At 70.2% G+C, this 22,881-nt stretch carries 19 protein-coding genes; 1 reads left to right on the forward strand and 18 read right to left on the reverse strand.

Translation table 11 applies throughout. The features are described 5' to 3' along the window. Positions 1 to 21 precede the first annotated feature (21 nt). Entirely contained in the window at positions 22 to 978 is a 957-nt protein-coding gene (locus ACWPOC_RS15825; RefSeq protein WP_024101259.1) for a hypothetical protein, read from the forward strand. A 78-nt stretch (positions 979 to 1,056) separates the two neighbouring features. On the opposite strand, the gene ACWPOC_RS15830 is transcribed toward ACWPOC_RS15825, so the two are convergent. From ACWPOC_RS15830 to ACWPOC_RS15915, 18 genes are all read right to left on the reverse strand, one after another. Beyond that, positions 1,057 to 1,563, reverse strand: a complete 507-nt coding sequence (locus ACWPOC_RS15830; RefSeq protein WP_024101260.1) for a hypothetical protein — start codon at positions 1,561 to 1,563, stop codon at positions 1,057 to 1,059. A gap of 122 nt (positions 1,564 to 1,685) precedes the next feature. Then, positions 1,686 to 2,996: a DNA polymerase IV gene (locus tag ACWPOC_RS15835; protein WP_071935182.1), complete on the reverse strand. Its 1,311-nt coding sequence runs from the start codon at positions 2,994 to 2,996 to the stop codon at positions 1,686 to 1,688. 124 nt (positions 2,997 to 3,120) lie between these two features. After that, the gene (ileS, locus tag ACWPOC_RS15840) at positions 3,121 to 6,279 is read right to left on the reverse strand and encodes an isoleucine--tRNA ligase (RefSeq protein ID WP_024101262.1); all 3,159 of its coding nucleotides are present in this window, start codon (positions 6,277 to 6,279) and stop codon (positions 3,121 to 3,123) included. Positions 6,280 to 6,539: 260 nt separating this feature from the next. Next, a complete protein-coding gene (locus ACWPOC_RS15845) occupies positions 6,540 to 6,812 on the reverse strand; it encodes a hypothetical protein (RefSeq protein WP_120283218.1) in 273 nt (90 codons plus the stop codon). A 63-nt stretch (positions 6,813 to 6,875) separates the two neighbouring features. Further along, entirely contained in the window at positions 6,876 to 7,730 is an 855-nt protein-coding gene (wag31, locus tag ACWPOC_RS15850; RefSeq protein ID WP_016691808.1) for a DivIVA-like cell division protein Wag31, read from the reverse strand. 151 nt (positions 7,731 to 7,881) lie between these two features. Continuing rightward, positions 7,882 to 8,172, reverse strand: a complete 291-nt coding sequence (locus tag ACWPOC_RS15855; RefSeq protein WP_006554132.1) for a YggT family protein — start codon at positions 8,170 to 8,172, stop codon at positions 7,882 to 7,884. A 156-nt stretch (positions 8,173 to 8,328) separates the two neighbouring features. Next, positions 8,329 to 8,991 carry a cell division protein SepF gene (locus ACWPOC_RS15860; RefSeq protein WP_060652817.1) on the reverse strand — a complete coding sequence of 221 codons (663 nt, stop codon included), beginning with the start codon at positions 8,989 to 8,991 and terminating at the stop codon, positions 8,329 to 8,331. Between the two features lie 32 nt (positions 8,992 to 9,023). Continuing rightward, positions 9,024 to 9,758: a YggS family pyridoxal phosphate-dependent enzyme gene (locus tag ACWPOC_RS15865; protein ID WP_159418055.1), complete on the reverse strand. Its 735-nt coding sequence runs from the start codon at positions 9,756 to 9,758 to the stop codon at positions 9,024 to 9,026. Further along, positions 9,755 to 10,489, reverse strand: coding sequence for a peptidoglycan editing factor PgeF (gene pgeF / locus ACWPOC_RS15870; RefSeq protein ID WP_120283222.1), 735 nt, complete (start codon positions 10,487 to 10,489; stop codon positions 9,755 to 9,757). Before pgeF ends, ACWPOC_RS15865 begins: the two co-directional genes overlap by 4 nt. Continuing rightward, on the reverse strand, positions 10,486 to 11,727 hold the full coding sequence (gene ftsZ, locus ACWPOC_RS15875) for a cell division protein FtsZ (RefSeq protein ID WP_120283224.1): 1,242 nt from the start codon (positions 11,725 to 11,727) through the stop codon (positions 10,486 to 10,488). The genes pgeF and ftsZ overlap by 4 nt, the downstream gene beginning before the upstream one ends. 256 nt (positions 11,728 to 11,983) lie before the next feature. Further along, a complete protein-coding gene (locus ACWPOC_RS15880; RefSeq protein ID WP_372473805.1) occupies positions 11,984 to 12,757 on the reverse strand; it encodes a cell division protein FtsQ/DivIB in 774 nt (257 codons plus the stop codon). After that, positions 12,754 to 14,322 (reverse strand): UDP-N-acetylmuramate--L-alanine ligase, encoded by a 1,569-nt coding sequence (gene murC, locus ACWPOC_RS15885; protein ID WP_120283226.1) that lies wholly within the window; start codon positions 14,320 to 14,322, stop codon positions 12,754 to 12,756. The genes ACWPOC_RS15880 and murC overlap by 4 nt, the downstream gene beginning before the upstream one ends. Beyond that, entirely contained in the window at positions 14,319 to 15,473 is a 1,155-nt protein-coding gene (gene murG / locus ACWPOC_RS15890) for an undecaprenyldiphospho-muramoylpentapeptide beta-N-acetylglucosaminyltransferase (RefSeq protein ID WP_120283228.1), read from the reverse strand. The genes murC and murG overlap by 4 nt, the downstream gene beginning before the upstream one ends. Then, positions 15,470 to 16,963, reverse strand: coding sequence for a putative lipid II flippase FtsW (gene ftsW / locus ACWPOC_RS15895; protein ID WP_455409029.1), 1,494 nt, complete (start codon positions 16,961 to 16,963; stop codon positions 15,470 to 15,472). Before ftsW ends, murG begins: the two co-directional genes overlap by 4 nt. 80 nt (positions 16,964 to 17,043) lie before the next feature. Further along, the gene (gene murD, locus ACWPOC_RS15900) at positions 17,044 to 18,558 is read right to left on the reverse strand and encodes a UDP-N-acetylmuramoyl-L-alanine--D-glutamate ligase (protein WP_120283232.1); all 1,515 of its coding nucleotides are present in this window, start codon (positions 18,556 to 18,558) and stop codon (positions 17,044 to 17,046) included. Positions 18,559 to 18,560: 2 nt separating this feature from the next. After that, on the reverse strand, positions 18,561 to 19,640 hold the full coding sequence (mraY, locus tag ACWPOC_RS15905; protein WP_016693810.1) for a phospho-N-acetylmuramoyl-pentapeptide-transferase: 1,080 nt from the start codon (positions 19,638 to 19,640) through the stop codon (positions 18,561 to 18,563). Continuing rightward, positions 19,637 to 21,178 (reverse strand): UDP-N-acetylmuramoyl-tripeptide--D-alanyl-D-alanine ligase, encoded by a 1,542-nt coding sequence (locus tag ACWPOC_RS15910; RefSeq protein ID WP_120283234.1) that lies wholly within the window; start codon positions 21,176 to 21,178, stop codon positions 19,637 to 19,639. Before ACWPOC_RS15910 ends, mraY begins: the two co-directional genes overlap by 4 nt. After that, on the reverse strand, positions 21,175 to 22,809 hold the full coding sequence (locus ACWPOC_RS15915; RefSeq protein WP_120283244.1) for a UDP-N-acetylmuramoyl-L-alanyl-D-glutamate--2,6-diaminopimelate ligase: 1,635 nt from the start codon (positions 22,807 to 22,809) through the stop codon (positions 21,175 to 21,177). The genes ACWPOC_RS15910 and ACWPOC_RS15915 overlap by 4 nt, the downstream gene beginning before the upstream one ends. Positions 22,810 to 22,881: the final 72 nt, after the last annotated feature.

The raw sequence follows: 22,881 nt of genomic DNA on the forward strand, positions 1-22,881 counted from the left end.
GTCGTGGCTACCCTGGGTGGCGTGCCTGCGCTGTCCAGATTCCCCCGCTCGGGGCCGTGTGCCCTCGCGGCTGTGCTGTCCCTCTCCGCTCTCGTCGCCGGTTGCGGTGGTCCTTCGGACGGCGCGCCCGCCGTCACGGCGGCGACATCGACGGAGGTGACGGTGCCGGTGTCGGCGGTGACCACGACGGTGCTCGACCCCGGTGCCGAACCCCGATCGGTGGTGCGGCTCGCACCCGAGGCGGGGGTGCAGCAGAGCGTCGTCCTCACCACCCGATCCGAGGTCTTCCAGCGCGTCGGCGACGACCCGCAGCAGGACTTCTCCACTCCCGAGCTGACCCTTCCGCTCTCGGCGACGGTCGAGCGAGCGGTCTCCGGCGAGGACCCGAGCACCGTGGTCGACATCACCGTCGGATCGGCGACATCGCCGGACGAGACGCTCGGGTCGGCACTGTCCGATGCCGAGGGTTCCGGAGCCGGACTGACGATCGGGCCGACCGGCGCGATCAGTGCGCTGCGCCTCGAGCCCGCTCCCGATGCTGCGAACATCGCACGGTCGGCGATCGAGCAGGCCTTCTACCAGGCCGTCTATCGCATCGTCTCGTTCCCGGACGAAGCCGTCGGGGTGGGCGCGGTGTGGGAGATCCACCAGCAGGTGATGAGCGCGGGCATCACCCTCGACCAGGTCGGGACGGCGACGCTCGTCGAGCGGGAGGACGACCGCATCACGGTCGACGTGAGGGTCGAACAGACACCGCGCGAGTCCACCTGGGTGCTGCCGAACGGACAGGGCCGTCTCGACATCGAGCAGTACACGATGGCCGGTGAGGGGTCGATGACGATCGACGCGTCGCTCCCCCTGCCCGTCGGCGGAGAACTGACGGTGCGGGGCGATCAGACCTACGTCGAGCCGGACGGCGGAACACGCCTGTCGCAGTCGCAGGTCGACCGCGTGGGCTGGAACACCCCGGATCGGTAGTCCGGAAGATGGACGAACGCCGACGGCCGGCGCGGATGATCCGCGCCGGCCGTCGGTTCGTTCGGGACGAGTACTACATCATGCGCAGGCCGGGGACTGCAGCTGCGCCATGTTGATGACGATGGAGCACGCATAGTCCTTCGACACCTTCCAGGTGTCGTCCTCGGCGACGAAGTCGACCGTTCCGAAGGACGGCTGGTCGCTGCCCGCGAGCGCCATCTCGACACCGGCGGTGATCGTGCCGTTCTCGTTGTCGGTCACGTCGACGACGTTGACCTGCACGCCGGCGTCGTTGGCCGCCTGGGCGACCATGTTGATCAGCTCCGGATCCTCCTCGGCGCCCTGGACCAGGTCGGTCTTCTCGGCGGCCGGGACGCTCAGGTCGAAGGCGCGCGCGAGGTCGGCGTTGAGCTCCTCGACGGTGGGCACCGGCGGGTAGTCGACGGCCGGAGCCGCGGCGGTCGTGGTCGTGCTGGTCTTCGCGGTCGTCTCGGAGGAGCTACCGCCGTCGTCCGAGCTGCAGGCGGACATCGTGAGGGCGGCGGCGAGCGCCACGGTGGCGACGGTGATCTTGCGAAGCTTCAACTTCTCGTCCTTCTCGTTCGGTCGTGCACGATGTGTTCGTCGTGCTCGGTCATCCGGCAGCGGATCGCCCGCAAGAGTACCCGGCGGTAGTAAGAAGACCATGAGGGCGCCGGGAACATGTTTCAGTTCAGGCTCGCGAGCGGGTCGGCGACGCCGAGGTCGGGATCGTTCTCGTCGAGCGTCCGTGCTGGTCCCGGACCCGTGCTGCGTGTCTCGAAGCGGACGGTGACCACGCCGTGGCCCGCGCCCTGCACCCATCCGTGCCCGAATTCGGGATGGCAGACGTCGGCGCCCGGCGTCCACCGGGTGGCCGGTCCGCTCGCCGCGACGCGCTCCTCGTCGTCCTCCTCTGCCGGTCCGGTCTCCTCGGTCGTCGTCCGGTCGAGTTCGGGGAACAGGGTGTCCTGCGCGATAGCGGACAGACCCGCATAGCCCACCCCGACGAGCCGGACGGGGCCGATCTCGAGGGGATCGAGCGCGAGTCGCTGGGCGGCGGCGGTGAGCACCTGCATGTCCTCGGTGGCGTAGGGCAGGGTCGACGACCGGGTGAGCACCGACATGTCGGCCTTGCGCAGCTTGAGCACCACCGTGCGGGCGGCACGCCCGTCCTTGCGCAGGCGTGTGTGCGCGGCGGTCGCCGACGCGGCGATCGCCCGCCGCAGTCCGGGCATCGCGACGATGTCCGTGGGAAAGGTGGTCTCGGCGCTGACCTGTTTCGCCTCGGCGCGCTCCGCGACGGGCCGGTCGTCGAATCCGTTGGCGAGCCGGTGCAGTCCCGGCCCGATGGTGCCGCCGAGGATCGACGCCGCCTCGGCGACGGGCAGCGCCGCGAGATCTCCGATGGTCTCGATGCCGAGTCGCCGCAACCGGTCCTCGGCCACCGGACCGATCCCCCACAGCTTGCGCACCGGCAGGCTGTGCAGCAACGGGAGTTCGCCTTCGGGCCGGACGACGAGCAGCCCGTCCGGTTTCGCGAGACCGGACCCGATCTTCGCGATCTGCTTACCCGATCCGGCCCCGATGGAGGCGACGAGACCTGTTTTCTCCCTGACGTGTTCGCGTAACTCGGAACAGAAGCGTTCGACCTCGTCGGCGTCGGCGCCGGCGAGTTCGAGAGGTTCGGCGAACGCCTCGTCGAGAGAGAGGGTCTCGAGGATCGGGATCCGGGCGCGCAGGGTGTCGAAGACGAGTCCGCTCAGTTCGCGGTAGAGGATTCCGCGCGGAGGCAGCACGACCGCCGCCGGTCCGACGAGGCGCCGTGCCCGGCTCATCGGCATGGCAGAGCGCGCACCGTAGACGCGGGCCTCGTAGCTCGCGCCGGCCACCACCCCGCGGGCACCGAGCCCACCGACGAGGACCGGCCGGCCCCGCAGGGTCGGCCGGGTCAACTGCTCGGCGGACGCGAAGAACGCGTCGAGATCCAGGTGCAACACCCAGCGCCGACTCACGGAAGCGGGCACGTGTCGAGACTAGTGCGCCGCACCCACACGTCCGGTGGGAGGCCGCAGGTCGGTGCTTCCGGAAGGACGCTCGGTCCTTCCGGAAGCACCGGCCCGGTCACGCCCTGACGATGGACGCGCGGGTTCCTTCGCCGAGTTCGATCGCCTCGCCTTCGGGGGCGCCGAGCTCGAAGGTCGTGGCGAGGATCTCGCCGGCGATCAGATCCCGGTGGCGGTCGGCCCATTCGGCGCGTTCGGCCGGAACCTCGAACCGCACCGAGATGCGGTCGGAGACCTCCAGGCCGAGGTTGCGGCGCGCGTCCTGGAATTCGCGGATGCGGTCCTTGGCCCAGCCCTCGGCCTCGAGTTCCTCGGTGACGGTCGTGTCGAGGACCACCAGGCCGTTGCCACCCGGCAGCGCGGCGGTGGATTCCGGCTCGGCCGCGACGAGACGGCTGGTGTACTCCTCGGGCAGCAGGGCGATGCCGGCCGCGGTGACCGTGCCGTCCTCCGCCTGCGTCCAGTCGCCCGCCTTGACGGCCTTGATGACCTTCTGCACGTCCTTGCCGAGACGGGGACCGGCGGCACGTGCGTTGACGACCACCTCGAACCGGCCGTGGGCCTCGACGTCGTCGGTGGTCACGACCCGCTTGACGTTGACCTCGTCCTTGATGAGGTCGACGAACGGATCGAGATGCGACGAGCCCGGCGTCGCGACCGTGACCTCGGGCAGCGGGAGTCGCACGCGCAGCTTCTGGGCCTTACGCAGCGACAGCACGGTCGAGCACACCCCGCGCACCTCGTCCATCGCCGCGACGAGCGCGGGATCCGAGGGCAGGTCGTCGGACGCCGGCCAGTCCGCCAGGTGCACCGACCGGCCACCGGTCAGACCCCGCCAGATCACCTCGGACGCCATCGGCAGCAGCGGCGCGGCCAGGCGCGTGACGACCTCGAGCACCGTGTGGAGGGTGTCGATCGCGTCGGTGTCCTCGTCCCAGAACCGGTTCCGCGAGCGGCGCACGTACCAGTTGGTCAGCGCGTCGCAGAAGGTGCGCAGCTCGTCGCACGCCCCGGCGATGTCGACGGCCTCGAGCGCCTCGGTGATGACGTCGCGGGTCTGCGCGAGCTTGGCGAGGATGTACCGGTCGAGCACGTTCGTCGAATCGGTCCGCCAGGTGCCCGGCTTCGACGCGTACAGCTGCAGGAAGCTCCACGCGTTCCACAACGGCAGCAGCGCCTGCCGCACACCCTCGCGGATGCCCTGTTCGGTGACGACGAGATTGCCGCCGCGCAGGATCGGCGAGGACATGAGGAACCAGCGCATCGCGTCGGAACCGTCGCGGGCGAAGACCTCGTTGACGTCGGGATAGTTGCCCTTCGACTTGCTCATCTTCAGGCCGTCGTCGCCGAGGACGATGCCGTGCGCGGCAACGCATTTGAAGGCAGGACGGTCGAACAGCGCGGTGGCCAGGACGTGCAGCGTGTAGAACCAGCCGCGGGTCTGCCCGTTGTACTCGACGATGAAGTCGCCCGGGTAGTGCGTGTCGAACCAGTCGCGGTTCTCGAAGGGATAGTGCACCTGGGCGAACGGCATCGAGCCGGACTCGAACCAGCAGTCGAGGACCTCGGGGACGCGACGCATGGTCGACTTCCCGGTCGGGTCGTCGGGATTCGGCCGGGTCAGTTCGTCGATCATCGGCCGGTGCAGGTCGGTGGGCCGCACGCCGAAGTCGCGTTCGAGTTCGTCGAGCGAACCGTAGACGTCGACGCGCGGGTACTCCGGGTCGTCCGAGATCCATACCGGGATCGGGCTGCCCCAGTAGCGGTTACGGCTGATGTTCCAGTCACGGGCACCTTCGAGCCACTTGCCGAACTGACCGTCGCGGATGTGCTCGGGCACCCACGTGATCTGCTGGTTGAGCTCGACCATGCGGTCGCGGAAACGGGTGACGGCGACGAACCACGACGGCACCGCCATGTAGATCAGCGGCTGACCCGACCGCCACGAGTGTGGGTAGGAGTGCTCGATGGTCTCGTGCCGCAACAGCTTTCCGGCGGCCTTGAGGTCCTTGATGATGACCGGGTTGGCGTCGAAGACCTGCAGGCCCTCGTACGGCGGCACCATCGAGGTGAACTTGCCGCCCGGATCGAGCGGCTGCACGAGCTCGATGCCGTTGCGCTGGCAGTACTCCATGTCCTCTTCACCGAAAGCCGGTGCGAGGTGGACGATTCCGGTACCGGACTCGGTGGTGACGTAGTCGGCGGCGATCACCCGGTGCGCGTTCTCACGGCCGGCGAAGAAGTCGAAGGGCGGCTCGTAGGCGAGACCGACGAGGTCGGTGCCGCGGTAACGGCCGAGCACGTCGGGTTCCTCGCCGAGTTCGCGGGCGTAGTGGCCGAGACGATCCTGCGCGAGCAGGTAGGTCTTGTCGTCGGCGCCACGCACGGCGACGTACTCGATCTCGGGGTGCACCGCGATCGCGAGGTTGGACGGCAGGGTCCACGGCGTGGTGGTCCAGATGAGCGCGCACGCGCCGTCGAGTTCGGAACCGGGTGCACGCAGCACCATGTCGACGGTGACCGCCGGGTCCTGACGCATCTTGTAGGCGTCGTCGAGACGGGTCTCCTGGTTCGACAGCGGCGTCTGCTCGTACCAGCTGTAGGGCAGCACCCGGAAGCCCTGGTAGATCAGGCCCTTCTCGTACAGCGACTTGAACGCCCACATGACCGACTCCATGAAGTCGAGGTCGAGGGTCTTGTAGTCGTTGTCGAAGTCGACCCAGCGGGCCTGACGGGTGACGTAGTCGCGCCACTCACCGGTGTAGCGCAGCACCGACTGCTTGCAGTAGGCGTTGAACTCGGCCAGGCCCATCGAATCGATCTCGGACTTGTCCTTGATGCCGAGCTGCTTCTCCGCTTCGAGCTCGGCGGGCAGGCCGTGGCAGTCCCAGCCGAAGCGGCGGTCGACCTTCTTCCCGAGCATGGTCTGGAAGCGCGGGACGACGTCCTTGACGTAGCCGGTGAGCAGGTGCCCGTAGTGCGGGAGGCCGTTCGCGAAGGGCGGGCCGTCGTAGAAGACGAACTCGTCGGCGCCGTCACGGTTGCGCAGCGACGCCTCGAAGGTACCGTCGGAGGCCCACTGCGCGAGCACACGCTCTTCGAGCGCCGGGAAGTCGACACCCGAATCGCGCGGCAGGTCGTAGTCGACGCGCGGATATCCGGCAGTACTGCCGGCGGTTGCTGCGGTGGGATCCGGTGCAGCGTGGTTCTCGGTCACAGCGTGGCTCCTCCGTGCCTGGATACGTCTCGGCACGGGGACGATCGCCGTGCGCGTGCACGGCCACCGCGGTACCACCCCGCTTGCACGTCCCGAGGGACGGCCACTCGTTCGGGCTGTGACGGGCCCACCCGTCCGGTTCTACTGGGCGACCGGCAAGGTCGCCGTTCTTCCGGAGGCTCCCCGGTGATGGCCGGATCGACGCCGCCCGCGATCGCGGGATCGAGCTTCACGCTCGGTGATGCATATTGTAGGACGCTTCAGCGATCCGAAGAATTCCGGTCGCCGGGACGCCGGCGCGGTGCACGCCGACCGGGACGTCCGCCCGAGGCTCCGGCCTGCCCGACGGAACGGGGATCGGCCCACTCACCTTCGGCCGAACTCCGTCCGCCGAGTGCGCTCGCCAGCAGGAGCACCGCTCCCACGACGCACACCGCGATACAACCCCATGCCCAGAGCACCGAACCGGTCATCAACGCGATCACGAGAAGACCGAATCCGACAGCTGCGAGTACCAGCGTGACGACGAGCACGACGCTCCTCCTCTACCGAGGTACAGCACCAGGCCGTACAGCACCAGCCGGAGAGACCGTCGGTCAGCTGTTGCCCTTCGCGAAGGACGACGATCCGAACGACGACGACGAGTTGGACTGGTTGAACACTTCCTGTCCACCGTCCACCGGAACGGCGGAACCGCGCTGCTCGAGCTCTTCGAGCTGCGACTCCAGGTAGGACTTCAGGCGCACCCGGTATTCGCGCTCGAACGTCTTGAGCCGCTCGATACGCTCCTCCAGCACCGAACGCTGCTGGTTGATCGTGGCCATGATCTCGGTGTGCTTCTTCTCCGCGTCCGCTTGCAGCGCGTCGGCCTTCTCCTTGGCCTGACGCAACTGGGTCTCCGAACGGGTCCGCGCATCGGCGAGCATCGCGTCGGACTTCTGCCGCGCGTCGGCGATCATCGCCTCGCTGCGGGTGCGGGCGTCGGAGACGAGCTGCTCGGAGTTGGTCCGGGCGTTACGCACGAGCTCCTCGGCCTCGGCCTTGGCGTCGCCGGTGAGGCGGTCGGCCATCTCCTGCGCGAGCCCGAGGACCTTGGCGGCCTGCATGCTCGCGTCGCCGCTCGACGGCGCAGCGGCGACCGGGGCGGGTGCCGGAGCCGGCGCCGGAGCGGGTTCCGGCTTGGGTGTCTCGACGACACGTGCGGGTTCGGGTTTGGACGGGGCCGCCGGCGCGGACGACGACGCGCTGCGCGGCGCCTTCTTGGCTTCGGCGAGCTCCTGGTCGAGTTCGGCGACCCGCTGACGCAGGTCGGCGTTCTCCTCGATGAGGTTCGTCAACTCCTGCTCGACGAGATCGAGGAAGGCGTCGACCTCGTCCTCGTTGTAACCACGCTTCCCGATCGGAGGCTTGCTGAACGCGACATTGTGCACATCAGCTGGTGTCAGCGGCATGGAAGGATCCCTTCACGCGTCGAGTAAGCGGTCAAGCAGGCGTTCTGAGTAATCGACAGTGGGTTACGCGTATCAAAACCCACTGTATACGGCACTCCATTGTGGCACACGGCAGCTCCGGGACGGCCCGACACGACGTCGGACGCAGGCCTCATGCTGCGCCGCCCCTGGGCAGGAATGCCATGAGGAAATACACGATGAACAGCAAGACCATGATGGACAGATCGAGCCGTACACCACCGAGATTGAGCGGCGGAATCAGTCTCCGCAGCAGCTTCACCGGCGGATCCGTGACCGTGAAGATCGCCTCGAGAACGACGACCACGAAGCCGGACGGCTTCCACTCCCGCGCGAAGGTTCTGATGAACTCGACGATGATCCGTCCGATCAGCAGAAGCCAGAAGATGAACAGCAGGAACCACAGCACCTCGAAAACGGCCACCTGCCCACAATGCCCGACGATGACGGGTCGATCAAAACCGAAACGCCCGGCCTGCAGTGATCTGCATCATGGCCGGGCGTGTCGGAACGCTCGAGGGACGGCGACGGGCATGCCGCCACGGACGTGCCGTGTGCACGTCCGCGCAGCGCGCGTCGACTACTGCTGGTTGTAGAAGCCGGTCTCGGCGATACGCCGCCGTTCCTCGGCGGAGACGTCGATGTCGGCGGGCGAGAGCAGGAAGACCTTCGTGGCCACCTTGTCGAACGAACCGCGCAGCGCGAAGGCGAGCCCGGCCGCGAAGTCGACGAGTCGCTTGGCGTCGGCGTTGCTCATCTCGACGAGGTCCATGATGACCGGCGTTCCGTCGCGGAAACGCTCACCGATCGTGCGCGCCTCGCTGTAGTCGCGGGGGCGCAACGTGGTGATCTTGGACAACGGACCTCCCTCGTCGAAGAGCGCACCACGCCGTGGCTCGGCGCGCTCGAGCCGGCTCTCCGCCGTCAGTGGTGCACGGCTGGGGACCGCGCGGGCCGGGGTGGGCGCCGGACGGGGGCTGCGGGCCGTGATGGGTTCGACCCGAGGACGCGGTGCCGGCTCGTACCGGTCGAACTCGTCGTGCTCGAACTCGCGAACCGGTTCCTCGCGGTGCGACGGGGCGTACTCGTCGCGGTGCGACGGCGCGTAGCCGCCGTAGGGCGCCTCGCCGTAGTCGCGATCACGGTCGCGGCGTCCGCTCGCCGGATCGTCGAGGTACTCGTCCTCGTAATCCTCGAGCGGCACCATCCCGAAGTACGCCTTGAACTTGTGGAGTGTGCTCATCGATCGCCTTTCCCTCGCGCGGCGGATGTCATTCAGGCTAACGGTCGATACCCCAAGACCGCCGTTCCGACACGCACGCACGTCGAACCCCATCGAACCGCGTGCTCGAGGTCACCGGACATGCCGGCGGACAGCTCCACCGCAGCCGGGTGGTCCTGCAGCAACCGTGCATGCATGTCGTGCAGCTGCTCGAATGCCCGCTCGGGCTCCCACCCGAGCGGCGGCACTCCCATCAGGCCTCCGAGTTCGAGGACCTCGGACGCGGCGACCGCCTCGGCGAGGGCGGGAAGATCCTCGGCGACCACGCCGCCGCGCTCCCGGTCGCCGTCGAGGCTGACCTGCAACAGCGCCCGCAGCGGGGCGGTGCGTTCGCCGGCGTCGAGGGCGGCTCGCACCCCCTTCTCGAAGGCCTGCACGAGACGGAGACTGTCGACCGAGTGCACCGTGTGCGCCCAGCGGGCGACGGCACGGGCCTTGTTGCGCTGCACCCGCCCGATCATGTGCCACTCGACCGGCGCGGTGACGCTCTCCCGGAACTCGGCGATCTTCGCGCTCGCCTCCTGCTCGCGGGACTCGCCGAAGCGTTCGCATCCCAGTTCGTGGAGGAGCACGGCGTCGGAGGCCGGAAAGAACTTGGTGACCGTCAGCAACGCGACGTCCGACGGATCACGGCCGGCGGCGCGGGCCGCGGCGTCGAGCCGCTCGCGTACGGCGGCGAGACGTCCGGCGAGTTCGTCGCGCCGGCCCTCGGAGGTGGGGGCGCTCACGCCGTTCCCTCCTCGAGCCAGACGACCGAGGCGAAGCGGCCCGTGGGGGCGGAGCGCCGGTGGCTGAACAGGGAGGTGTCCTCGATCGTGCAGCGCGGATCCTCCACCACGGCGGTCACGCCGTGGTCGGCGAGCTGGCGGCGCAGTCCGGCACGCAGGTCGAGGCCCGGAGTACCGCGGCTCGTGCGGGTCGCACTGCCGGGCAGGTGTGCCTCGACATCGGCCCTCATCGCCGCGGGCACCTCGTACTGCCGGCCGCTCGCGGCGGGTCCGAGCAGCGCGCCGATGCGATCGGGGCGGGCGCCGAGATCGACCATGACGTCGAGCACGCGCGGGAGGATCCCGATGCGCGCCCCCACCCGGCCGGCGTGCACGGCGGCGATCACCCCGGCCCCCTCGTCGGACAGCAGGATCGACACGCAGTCGGCGCTGAGGGTCACGAGCGCCAGCCCGGTCTCGCGCGTGACGAGTGCATCGGTGGCGGGAACGGGTTCGGGCACCGGCCCGTCGACCACCGTGACGTTGCGGCTGTGGATCTGTTCCATCCAGACGAACCGCTCCGGCGGCAGCCCGAGGACGGACGCGAGCCGCCGCCGGTTGGCGGCGACTGCGGCCGGGTCGTCGCCGACGTGGTCGGCGAGGTTGAAACTGTCGTACGGAGCTGCGGACACCCCGCCGGCTCGTGTGGTCACGACCCGGCGGGCGCGCAGCAGGCGGTGCGGAGCCGTCAACGGCGCATGAAGATCGGCACGTCGACGTCGTCGTCACCGTCGTCGTCGATGTCCACGCTGCGAGGTGCGTTGCCGCCTGCGGCCGGCGGCTGGTTGCCGACGGGGGGCTGATCGCGCACCGGGGTGGGTTCGACGGTCTCGCGCTCGGGACGGCCGAGCTCGCCGGCACGCGCGACGCCGATCGCGCCGGGCCGACCGGCCGGCTGTTGCTGCTGCTGCTGCGGCTGCTGCCCCTGGCCCGACTGCTGACCCGGTTGCTGCTGGCCCACCTCGACGGGACGGCGGGCGGGCGTCCCGCCCTCGAAACCTGCGGCGATGACGGTCACGCGGACCTCGTCGCCGAGCGAGTCGTCGATGACCGTGCCGAAGATGATGTTGGCGTCGATGTGTGCGGCCTCCTGCACGAGCGAGGCGGCCTCGTTGATCTCGAACAGGCCGAGATCGGAGCCGCCGGCGATCGACAGCAGCACGCCGCGCGCGCCTTCCATCGACGCCTCGAGCAGCGGCGAGTTGATCGCGGCCTCCGCGGCCTTGATGGCACGACCCTCACCACGCGACGAGCCGATGCCCATCAAGGCCGAGCCGGCACCCGACATGACGCCCTTGACGTCGGCGAAGTCGACGTTGATCAGACCCGGGGTGGTGATGAGGTCGGTGATGCCCTGGACACCGTTGAGGAGCACCTCATCGGCGGAGCGGAAGGCGTCCATGAGGCTGACGGCGGCGTCGCCGAGCTGGAGGAGCCGGTCGTTGGGGATGACGATGAGCGTGTCGCAGGACTCGCGCAGCGTCTGGATTCCGGTGTCGGCCTGGCTGCCGCGACGCTTGCCCTCGAACGAGAACGGACGCGTGACGACACCGACGGTGAGCGCGCCGAGCTTGCGGGCGATGCTCGCGACGACGGGAGCGCCGCCGGTACCGGTTCCACCACCCTCGCCTGCGGTCACGAAGACCATGTCGGCGCCCTTGAGCACCTCTTCGATCTCGTCCTTGTGATCCTCGGCGGCCTTGCGGCCGACCTCCGGGTCTGCGCCGGCGCCGAGTCCGCGGGTCAGTTCGCGGCCGACGTCGAGCTTGACGTCGGCATCCGACATGAGCAGGGCTTGCGCGTCGGTGTTGACGGCAATGAACTCGACTCCCTTGAGTCCCTGCTCGATCATGCGGTTGACCGCGTTCACGCCGCCACCGCCGATACCGACGACCTTGATTACGGCGAGGTAGTTGTGCGGGGGCGTCATGTGCTCTCGCCTTCCTGAAGTTCCGGGTGGTGCATGGTGTCCGGGTGGTGCTCGGGTCTGGGTGGTGCTGGGTCTGGCTCGATGTCGGTCACGTCCGCCGGCCGGGCGGACGGCTCCGCAGCGCGCTACCCCGACAAACCCTCAACCACAGCTTGAAGGTTATGTCAAGTAACGCGACTGTCCGAAACGCTATGGCACGGGTACCGGGATTAGCCAGTAGACGCGCCGGACACGCCGGACGAATTTCGTCGATCCCTCACCTCACCGTCGGCAGGTCGGGACTCGCCACGTCGAATCGCTCCCCCGGCTGTGTCAGCAGCGGGCCGACGACCGCCGCCTTCCGCTCGGAACGATCGGTTCCACCCCACACCACGACACGCCCGTCGGTGAGGACGATCGAGATGTCGGACGGGGAGGGCGCTTCGACCGTCTCCACCTGCACGCGCAGGTCGGGCGGCAACTTGTCGAGCACCTCCACGGCGGCGCGGGTCGCGGGATCACCGGTGCCCGGCGTCGGGGTGACGAGGCGGGGCGTGAACATCGGAGGCGGTTCGACCGCGAAGTCGACTCCCTCGATGTCGACCGAGTGGGTGCCGTCGGGGGCGTCGAAGAAGACCATCGCCTCGCGCTCGGTCACCGTCACCCGGACGGTGGAGGGATAGACCCGCTGGACCCGGGCCGACGCCGCGCGCGGAATCGTCGCGACCCGCTGGGCCGCCTCGGCCGTGTCGACCCGGAGCAGCGGCGTGCCCTCGGCGACCGCGAGGGCGTCGACCACCTCGTCGTAGGTGACGACCTCGATCCCGTCCACCTCGATCACCCGCACGGACAGCAACGGCGACAGCCAGGCCACCGCGATGGCACCGAGGAGCACCGCGACGACAGCCGCCCCGACGAGCACGGTCCGCAGGCGCACCGACCGCCCGGACGGGCGGCGGGCGGTGCTGCGTTCGCGGGCTTCGTCGGGATCACGCGGTTCGCGTGACGGTCGTCCGCGACGGCGGCGTGACGAGACGGCGGCGGGCGTCACGAGCCGATCGACTCCGGTCCGGAACCGCCGGGTGCGCGGAATCCGCCGGGCTCGGGAGCCGCCCCGGCCGGACGGAAACGACCCGGTTTGCTGTGCAGCGCGTCGAGGATCTGCCGGCCCAGCATCGTGACGTCACCGGCACCCATCGTGATCACGACATCGCCCGGCCGGGTCAGACGCGCGACCTGCCGCGGCACCGCGGACAGATTCGGCTGGTAGTGCACAGGCTTGCTCACCGCCCGCGCGACCAGCGCGCCGCTCACACCCGGGATCGGTTCCTCCCGGGCGCCGTAGACGTCGAGCACCACGACCTCGTCGGCGAGGTCGAGCGCCCGCCCGAACTCGGTGGCGAACGCCTCGGTGCGCGAGTAGAGATGCGGCTGGAAGACGACGATCACGCGGGGTCGTTCGGTGCCGGTCTCGGTGTAGCGCAGCGGCTCTCCCGCGACGAGTTCGGCCGCGGCCGCGAGGACCGCCCGGACCTCGGTGGGATGGTGGGCGTAGTCGTCGAACACCCGCACGCCGTGTTCGCGGCCGGTGTACTGGAACCGCCGGTGCACACCACCGAAGCCGGCGAGTCCCTCCAGCGCCTCGTCGACCTGCGCTCCGGCTTCGAGCGCGGCGAGCAGCGCGGCGAGAGCGTTGAGCGCCATGTGCCGGCCGGGGACGGACAGTCGAACGGTGCGCGGCGAATCCTCACCCGCGAGGTGGAACTCGGCGACGCCGCCGACATCCTTGGCCTCCCAGCCGAGCAGCCGCACCCCGACGGGAACGCCGCGGTGGTCGCCTGCGGTGCCGAGGACGTCGGCGGTGCCGTAACCCTGCACCCGCAGGTCGTCGCGACCCAGGGCGACGACACGTTCGGCGAGGGCCGCCGAGCCGGGATCGTCGAGGCAGACGACGAGCAGGCCGCCGGGGGCGATGCGGGCGACGAACTCGTCGAAGACCGCCGTGTACGCCTCCGGCGTGCCGAAGTAGTCGAGGTGATCGGCCTCGATGTTCGTGACGATCACGGTGTTCGGGTCGTACTGCAGCAGCGAGCCGTCGCTCTCGTCGGCTTCGGCGACGAAGACGTCCCCGCTGCCGTGGTGGGCGTTGGTCCCGGATTCGTTGAGTTCACCGCCGACCGCGAAGGACGGATCGAAGCCGCAGTGCTGCAACGCGACGACGAGCATCGACGTCGTGGAGGTCTTGCCGTGGGTACCGGAGACCAGGAAGGTGCGATTCCCTCGCATCAGAGAGGCGAGGACCGCGGGGCGCAACAGGATCGGGATGCCCCGCTCGCGGGCGGCGACCAGTTCGGGATTGTCCTTCGGGATGGCCGCGAACGTCGTGACCAGGGCGGTGGGACCACCCTCGAGCAGGTCGAGAGCCTCGGCGGCGTGGCCGATGCGGACCTGCGCGCCGCGGGCCCGCAGCGCGAGCACACCGCGGCTCTCCTTCGCGTCGGAACCCGATACCTGTCCCCCACGGGCGAGCAGGATCCGGGCGATGCCCGACATCCCGGCACCGCCGATACCGACCATGTGCACCCGCTCGAGCTCGGCGGGCAACTGCGCACTCATCGTTCACTCCTGTTCGGTTCCACTCCGGCAACCTCGAGCACTATGCGCGCCATCTCGTCCGCGGCACTGCGGTGACCGGCGGCCGCGGCGCTGCGCCCCATCTCCACGAGTCTCCGCTCGTCGCCGAGCAACGACACCACTTCCGTGGCGACATAGTCCGAACTCAGGTCGCCGTCGGCGACGATCCTGCCACCGCCGGCCTCGACGACGGGGCGGGCGTTGAGTTCCTGTTCACCGTTCCCGTGCGGGAGCGGCACGTACACGGCGGGCAGACCCACCGCCGAGACCTCCGCGACCGTCATGGCCCCGGACCGGCACACCACCGCGTCGGCCGCGGAGTACGCGAGGTCCATCCGTTCGAGATAGGGCACGGCGACGTACGGCGCGCGGGCGTGTCCGGGGTGAGCGGGAATGTCCACGGTGTTCTTCGGTCCGTGCGCGTGCAGCACCGCGATGCCGGCCTCCGCGAGCGCCGAGGACGCACCGGACACGGCCTCGTTGAGCGAGCGTGCACCCTGCGACCCGCCGAAGACGAGCAGCACGGGAACGTCGTCGGGCAGACCGAAGTGCCGTCGTGCCTCCGCGCGCAGCCCGGCGCGGTCGAGACCGGTGATCGACGAGCGGACCGGGATCCCCACGATCTGCGCGTCGCCACGCCGGACGATTCCCGAGCGCGGGACGGCGGCGAGCACACGCTCGGCCCGCAGGGCACCGATGCGATTGGCGATGCCCGCGCCGGCATTGGCCTCGTGGACGACGACCGGGATACGCCGGCGTCGACGCAGCGGACCGGCCCCGGCCGCGAGGTAGGCGGGCAGCGCCACGTACCCGCCGAAACCGACGACGACGTCGGCGTCGACCTCGTCGAGGATCTGCCGGGTGCGGCGCACCGACGAGACGACCCTGCCCGGAAGCTTCAGCAGGTCCATCGTCGGCTTGCGGGGCAGAGGCACCGGCGGGATGAGTTCGAGGGGATATCCGCGGCGCGGCACCAGCGTCGTCTCGAGTCCCCGTTCGGTGCCGAGCGCGGTGATCCGCGCGTCGGGCACGAGTGCGCGGACGGCGTCGGCCACCGCGAGTGCCGGTTCGATATGACCGGCCGTACCGCCTCCGGCCACCACCACCGACAATGCCGGCCTCTCCCCACTCACCTACGGTTTCCTCTCTCTCCGCTTCGTCCGTTCGATCCGCGTGTCGTGCGGTTCGTCTGCTGCCGGCCCCGGGCCGGTTCACGCGCGGGTTGTGCACGCCGGGTCCGGCCGGTCCCCTCCCGGGGTTCCGTCCGGCCCGCGGATGTCCGGCGGTCCTTCGCGGCTCCCCGTTGCCGCTCGTTGGGCGCCTGGGGCTGCCGCTTGCGCGATCCCCCACCACCCGACGCGGGGCGGGCACTGCGCTCGGGTGCCGCGGCCCGTGCCCGTGCCCGCGGCTGCCGTGCTGCGACCGTACGCGTCGCCGAGGAGCGACCGGCCCGGTAGGCCTCCGGCTTGCGCAGACGGAGCAGTCGCGCGAACCGGCCGTCCTGCCCGGCGTGCAGCGCGGCGATCGCCTCGGGTTCGTGTCTGGCCGCGTTCGCGATCAGACCGAACATCAGCAGGGTGGTGGCAGTGGAAGTGCCACCGGCCGACACGAGCGGCAGCTGCAGGCCGGTCACGGGCAGCAGTCCCACGACGTAGCCGATGTTGATGAAGGCCTGGCCGATGATCCACGTGGTCGCCGTCGCGGTGAACAGGCGCAGGAAGGGGTCGGCCGAGCGCATCGCGATCCGGAGTCCGACATAGGCGAACAGACCGAACAGGCCGATGACGGCCACTCCGCCGAGGAAGCCGAGTTCCTCACCGATGATCGCGAAGATGAAGTCGTTGTGGGCGTTGGGCAGATAGCTCCACTTCGCGCGGCTCTGACCGAGCCCACGACCCCACAGGCCGCCGTCCGCGAGGGAGAACTTCGCCTGTCGCGCCTGGTAACCGGCACCCTGCGGGTCGTCGCCGGGGTTGAAGAAGGCCCGCACACGCTGCGAGCGGTAGCCGGCCGTCAGGGCCAGGATCACCGCGAGTGTGGCGGCCGTGCCGACGATCCCGAGGAACACCTTGAGCGGAAGTCCCGCGAACCACAGCAGGGCGATCACGATGATCACGATCGAGACGGTGGTGCCGAGGTCGGGCTGGAGCACGATCAGGCCGGTCACGAGCAGTGCGGCCGGGACGAGCGGGACGAGCATCTCGCGCAGCGTCGAGTTCTCGCCGCGCCGGGAGGCGAGCAGGTGCGCACCCCACACGGCAAGGGTGATCTTGGCGATCTCCGCCGGCTGCAGCGAGATACCGGCGACGACGAACCAGCCCCGGGTGCCCTGCGAGACCGTACCGATGCCCGGTATGAGCACGAGCACGAGCAGTACGACCGAGAACGCGAACGCCGGGAAGGCGAAGCGTCGCATCAGACGGACCGGGATCTGCAGCGCGATGTAGAAGATCACCATGCCGAGGACGGCAAAGATCACCTGCGAGGTGAACAGTCCGTAGGCCGATCCCGCCGCGGCCACCGCGCCGACGCTCGACGACGACAGCACCATGACGAGTCCGAGCACGGTGAGCAGGACGGCGATCGTCACCACGAGGTGGAAGGACGCGAGCGGTCGCGCCATCCAGGCCCCGAAGCGCCCGCGTACTCCGACCACCGGTTCGTCGGTGGTCGCCCCTGTTCGGGTCGCTCCTGCCCGAGGGGTCACGGTTGCGTCCCGCCCCCGCGGAGTTCCTCGACCGCGGACGCGAAGCTACGGCCGCGTTCCGCGTAATCGGCGAACATGTCGAGCGATGCCGCGGCCGGCGCGAGCAGCACCGTCTCCCCCGGCGAGGCGAGAGCGGCCGCTTCCCGGACCGCCACGCGCATCGCGGTGGGGCCGTCGGCTCCCGGCGCCGCGACCGTCCTCACCGAGGCGGTGCCTGTCGCGCTCACCGAGGCGGTGTCGGTCGCGCTCGTCGCATCGGTCATCGTTTCATCGTCGCCCGTGTCCACGACGACGACCGGGACCTGCGGGGCGTGTCGCGCCAGCGCGTCGGCGATCTCGCCGGCGTCGCGGCCGAGCAGCACGGCTCCGGACAGTCGCGGCGCCACCTCGGCGACCAGGTCGTCCACGCGGGCGCCCTTGAGCAGACCACCGGCGATCCACACCACGCGGTCGCGGGCGAGCAGCGAACTGCGGGCCGCGTGTGGATTGGTCGCCTTCGAGTCGTCGATGTACTCGACGCCGTCGACCTGCCCCACGGGCGCGGCGCGGTGCGGGCCCACGCGGTGCCGTCGCAGGCCGTCGTGTACCGCCGAGGCGGGCACGTCGACGGCCCGGGCGAGGGCGGCGGCCGCGAGTGCGTCGGACAGTCCGGCGGGGCCGGGCGGCGTCACGTCGTCCACCCGGGCGAGCACAGCGGAATCGGCGAACGCCCGATCCACGAGCAGTTCGCCGCTGATCCCGAGTTCGCCTTCCTGCGGATAGCCCAGGGTGAAGCCCACGGTGACCACGGCACGGGACCGGTCGCCGAGACCACCGGCGATCGGGTCGTCGAGACCGATGACCCCGACAGCGCCGGTGAGGGCACCGAGTTTGGCCTCGATGTAGTTCTCGATGCCGCCGTGCCAGTCGAGATGGTCCTCGGCGATGTTGAGCACGACGCCGGCCTCGGGCCGAACCGAGGGCGCCCAGTGCAGTTGGAAGGACGACAACTCGACGGCGAGGACGTCGGCCCGTGGCTCGTCGCGGCGCAGGGCGTCGAGCACGGGAAGACCGATGTTGCCGCACGCGACGCTGCCGAGACCGGCGGCCTCGAGGATCGCGTGCAGCATCATGGTCGTGGTGGTCTTGCCGTTCGTCCCGGTGACCACCAGCCACCGACGGGCCGGTCCGTAGACCTCGGCGCGGTCGATGCGCCAGGACAGTTCGATGTCGCCCCAGATGGGGATCGCCGCGCCGGCCGCGCGCGAGAGCAGCGGGGCGTCGGGCGGGAATCCGGGACTCGTGACCACCAGGGCGAACTCTCGCAGCGCAGCGGGGTCGTCGACGAGGCTGTCGAGGTCGATCGTCCGGGCGCCGAGCGCCGCGCACTCGGCCAGTGCCCGCTCGTTGCGGTCGGTGACGGTGACGTGGGCGCCGAGATCGGTGAGGGGTTCGATCGTCGCGCGGCCGGACACCCCTGCCCCGGCGACGAGCACCGCCCGTCCCCTGAGCCGTTCGAGTTCGTCGTTCACGGTCAGTCCCCGATCGCCGCGAGGTATTCGCTGTAGAAGAGGGCCAGACCGATCGCCGAGGCGATGGCGGCGAGCAACCAGAACCGGATGATCACCGTGGTCTCGGCCCATCCGCCGAGTTCGAAGTGGTGGTGGAAGGGTGCCATCCGGAACACCCGCCTGCGGCTGGACCGGAAGACGGCGACCTGGATGACCACCGAGGCGGCCTCCGCGACGAACAGCGCGCCGATGACCACCATGAGCAGCTCGGTGCGCGTCGTGATGGACAGACCGGCGAGCATGCCGCCGAGGGCGAGCGAGCCGGTGTCGCCCATGAAGATCTTGGCCGGTGCGGCGTTCCACCACAGGAAGCCGATGCAGGCGGCGGCGCCGGCGGCGCACAGCAATGCGAGGTCGAGCGGGTCACGGACGTCGTAGCACCCGGCGGTCGGCTCCACGGCGCACGCGTTGCGGTACTGCCAGAAGGTGATGATGACGTAGGCGCCGAGCACCAGCGCCATCGAACCGGCAGCGAGACCGTCGAGGCCGTCGGTGAGGTTCACCGCGTTCGACCATGCGCTGACCAGCAGATAGACGAACAGGATGAACACGATCGAGCCCATCGAGACCGTGGCGATGTCGCGCACGTAGGACAGATCGGTGCTGGCCGGGGTGAGGCCGTCCGCATTGCGGAACTGCAGCGCGAGGATGCCGAAGCCCACCGCGACGACGAGCTGGCCGACCAGCTTGGCCGTCTTGTTCAGGCCGAGATTGCGCTGCTTGCGGATCTTGATGAAGTCGTCGAGGAAGCCGACGCCGCCGAGCGCCGTCGTCAGGCCGAGGACGAGCAGACCCGAGGCCGTGGGACCTTCCGCGTCGTATCCCATGCCGATGAGATGCGACCCCCAGTAACCGGCCCACAGACCGGCGAGGATCGCGACGCCGCCCATGGTGGGAGTGCCGCGCTTGGACTGGTGGCTCTGCGGGCCCTCGACCCGGATCTCCTGCCCGAAGCCCTGCCGGGAGAACATCTTGATCAGGACGGGGGTGAGCAGGATCGAGACTGCGAGCGCGATGCCCGCCGCGAACAGGATCTGTCTCACCGGGCGTCCTCCGTCCCCACAGCAGCGTCGTCGTCTCCGGTACCGGGATCGTCCGCGAGGACGGCCTCGGCGACGGTCCACAGTCCCACGGACTGTGATGCCTTCACGAGCACGATGTCGCCCGGTTGCAGTTCGTCGCGCAACAACGCGATCGCGGCGTCGGCGTCGGGTACGTGGCTCGCTTCCTCACCCCACGATCCTTCCATCACGGCGCCCTGGAACAGACCCCGGACCGGCCGGGTGGCACCGACGGCGATGATGCGGGTGACGTCGAGGCGCACGGCGAGGCGTCCGATGGCGTCGTGGGCGACGACGGCGTCGTCCCCGAGCTCGGCCATCTCCCCCAGCACCGCAAAGGTGCGCCGGCGATCCGGACCGGACCGCGCCATGGTGACCAGGGCCTTCACGGCTGCGCGCATGGAATCGGGATTGGCGTTGTAGGCGTCGTCGATGACGGTCACCCCGTCGGATCGGGTCTGCACCGCCATGCGGTGTGCCGAGACGGGACCCGCCGTCGCGAGCGCCTCGGCGGCCTGCTCGACCGTCGCACCGCATTCCACGGCGACGGCGATCGCCGACAGGGCGTTGCCGATCTGGTGTTCGCCGTGCACGGCAAGGCGCACGGGCACGCGCCGCTCCTGTCCGTCGGCGCCGGGGACGACGGCGGTGAAGGAGGCACGCGCCTGGTCGTCGAGGTGGATGTCCTCGGCGCGGTATGCGGCACCGGACCCGGTCCCGACGGTCACCACGCGGCCGGTGGTGCGGGTCGCCATCTTCGACACGAGGGTGTCGTCGGCGTTGAGGATCGCCACTCCCCCCTCGGCGGCGCTGGGCAGCGCCTCGACGAGTTCGCCCTTCGTCTTGGCGATGACCTCCTGCGAGCCGAACTCGCCGAGGTGGGCGGTACCGACGTTGAGCACGACCCCGATCCGTGGCGGCGCAATGCGCGTCAGGGTCGCGATGTGGCCGGGACCCCGCGCCGACTTCTCGAGGACGAGGAACCGGGTGGATTCGGTGGCGCGCAGGGCGGTCCAGGGGTGGCCGAGTTCGTTGTTGAACGAGCCGGGCGGGGCGACGACCTCCCCGAGCGGTGCGAGCACGGCGGCGATCATGTCCTTCGTGGACGTCTTGCCCGCCGAACCGGTGACACCGACGACGGTGAGACCGGCGTCGGTGAGCGTGTCCACCACGGTGCGGGCGAGCTTCGCGAGGCCGGCGAGCACGGCCGCACCGGATCCGTCGCTGTCGTGTTCGAGCGCGAGGGCGTTGGTCTCGGTCGGCGGGATCGGCGGCACCACGATGGCGGGCACGCCCACCGGCCGTGCGGCCAGGACCGCGACCGCACCGGCGGCGACGGCGGCCGCGGCGTGATCGTGTCCGTCCGAGCGCGCACCGGGCAGCGCCAGGAACAGGCCGCCGGGACCGATCCGTCGCGAGTCGAACTCGACGGAACCGGTCACCTCGGCGGACGGATCGTCGACGTCGTGCAGGGTGCCCCCGACGACCTCCGCGATCCGAGCCAGTGTCATCGGGATCATGCCTTGCCTCCGTGATACGAACCGCCCGCAGCAGGCGGATGACGACCGTCGGGTCCTGCGGTCCGGTACTTGTCGAGAGCTGCGCCGAGAACCTCGCGGTCGTCGAAGGGGTGCTTCACTCCCTCGATCTCCTGCCCCGTCTCGTGGCCCTTGCCGGCGACGAGGACGACATCACCCGGGCGGGCCCACGCGACCGCGGCGTCGATCGCCGCGGCGCGGTCGCCGATCTCGAGGATCTCGCCGCGTTCGGCCGGCGGGACGGAGTGTGCACCGTCGAGGACAGCGGCGCGGATGGCGGCGGGATTCTCGGTTCGGGGGTTGTCGTCGGTCACGACCACCAGATCGGCGGCCCGCGCCGCGACCTCGCCCATGATCGGCCGCTTCGTCCGGTCGCGGTCGCCGCCGGCACCGACGACGACGGCGATTCGTCCCTCGGTCGCGGCGCGCAGGGTTCCGATGACCGCTTCGAGCGCGGCGGGCTTGTGGGCGTAGTCGACGACGGCGAGGAAGTCCTGTCCGCGCTCGACCCGTTCGACCCGGCCGGGCACCGCGACATCGGCGATACCGCGGATCGCGGCGTCGATGTCGGCACCCACCTCGGCGCAGAGCGCCACGGCGAGAGCGGCGTTGGTGACGTTGTAGCGGCCCGGCAGGCCGACGGTGGCGCGGCGGGCGATCCCGTCCGGACCGGTCAGGGTGAACTGCTGCACGCCCGTCTCGTCGGGGACCTCGTCGGTGACCGTCCAGTCGGCAGCGGCGGCACCGACGCCACCTGTGGCACGGTCGCCACCTGTGGTGACCGTCCGGACGGCGGTCGCGTCGTCGCGGCCGGCCGATGCGACCTCGGCCATGCGGCGTCCCCACGCGTCGTCGGTGCACACCACCGCTCGGTGGGCCCGGACCGGCGAGTCCTCGGCGAACAGCCGGGCCTTCGCGCCGAAGTAGTCGTCGAGGTCCTTGTGGAAGTCGAGATGGTCCTGGGAGAGGTTGGTGAACCCGCCGACTGCGAACACGGTGGCGTCCACGCGACCGAGCGCGAGGGCGTGGCTGGAGACCTCCATCACGACCGTGTCGACACCGCGTTCGCGCATGACGGCGAACAGGGCGTGCAGCTGCGGAGCCTCGGGGGTCGTGAGGGTGCTCGGCACGCGGATCCCCTCGATCCGGGTCTCCACCGTGCCGACGAGACCCACGACGTGTCCGGCCGCGACCAGACCGGCCTCGACGAGATAGGACGTCGTGGTCTTACCGGACGTGCCCGTGATGCCGATGACCTGCATGCTCCGGGAGGGGTGCCCGTAGACGGTGGCCGACGCCGCCCCCAGCGCCGCACGCGGCTCGGGATGGACGAGGATCGCAACCGGATCCGAGGTGACCTCGGCGACGAGATCGCGACCGGCCTCGTCGGTCAGCACGGCGACCGCTCCGCGCTCGAGTGCGGTTCCTGCGAAGGAGGCGCCGTGGATGCGGGCGCCGGGCAGCGCGGCGAAGACGTCGCCGGGGCGGATGCCCTGGGCGCGCAGGTCGATGCCGGTGACCGCGGCCGCACGGGCCGCATCATCTCCGGCGGCTGCATTGACGATCTCGACGCGCGCCCCGATGGCGCCGGCGAGAACCGAGATCTGCGTCATCGGTGGGTGCTCGGGTCTCCGCCCCTCCTCCGGAGGAGCCGGATCCGGACTCGATGGCACAGGCACCAGTTT

The organism is Rhodococcus sp. 5G237 (assembly GCF_053764735.1).

What these genes read in the sequence shown, in the direction of transcription:
- ACWPOC_RS15915 (WP_120283244.1), bottom strand. Translation starts at nt 22,809, where the DNA reads ATGACGCAGATCTCGGTTCTCGCCGGCGCCATCGGGGCGCGCGTCGAG.
- ftsW (WP_455409029.1), bottom strand. Translation starts at nt 16,963, where the DNA reads ATGGCGCGACCGCTCGCGTCCTTCCACCTCGTGGTGACGATCGCCGTC.
- wag31 (WP_016691808.1), bottom strand. Translation starts at nt 7,730, where the DNA reads ATGCCGCTGACACCAGCTGATGTGCACAATGTCGCGTTCAGCAAGCCT.
- ACWPOC_RS15910 (WP_120283234.1), bottom strand. Translation starts at nt 21,178, where the DNA reads ATGATCCCGATGACACTGGCTCGGATCGCGGAGGTCGTCGGGGGCACC.
- ftsZ (WP_120283224.1), bottom strand. Translation starts at nt 11,727, where the DNA reads ATGACGCCCCCGCACAACTACCTCGCCGTAATCAAGGTCGTCGGTATC.
- murC (WP_120283226.1), bottom strand. Translation starts at nt 14,322, where the DNA reads ATGAGTGCGCAGTTGCCCGCCGAGCTCGAGCGGGTGCACATGGTCGGT.
- ACWPOC_RS15860 (WP_060652817.1), bottom strand. Translation starts at nt 8,991, where the DNA reads ATGAGCACACTCCACAAGTTCAAGGCGTACTTCGGGATGGTGCCGCTC.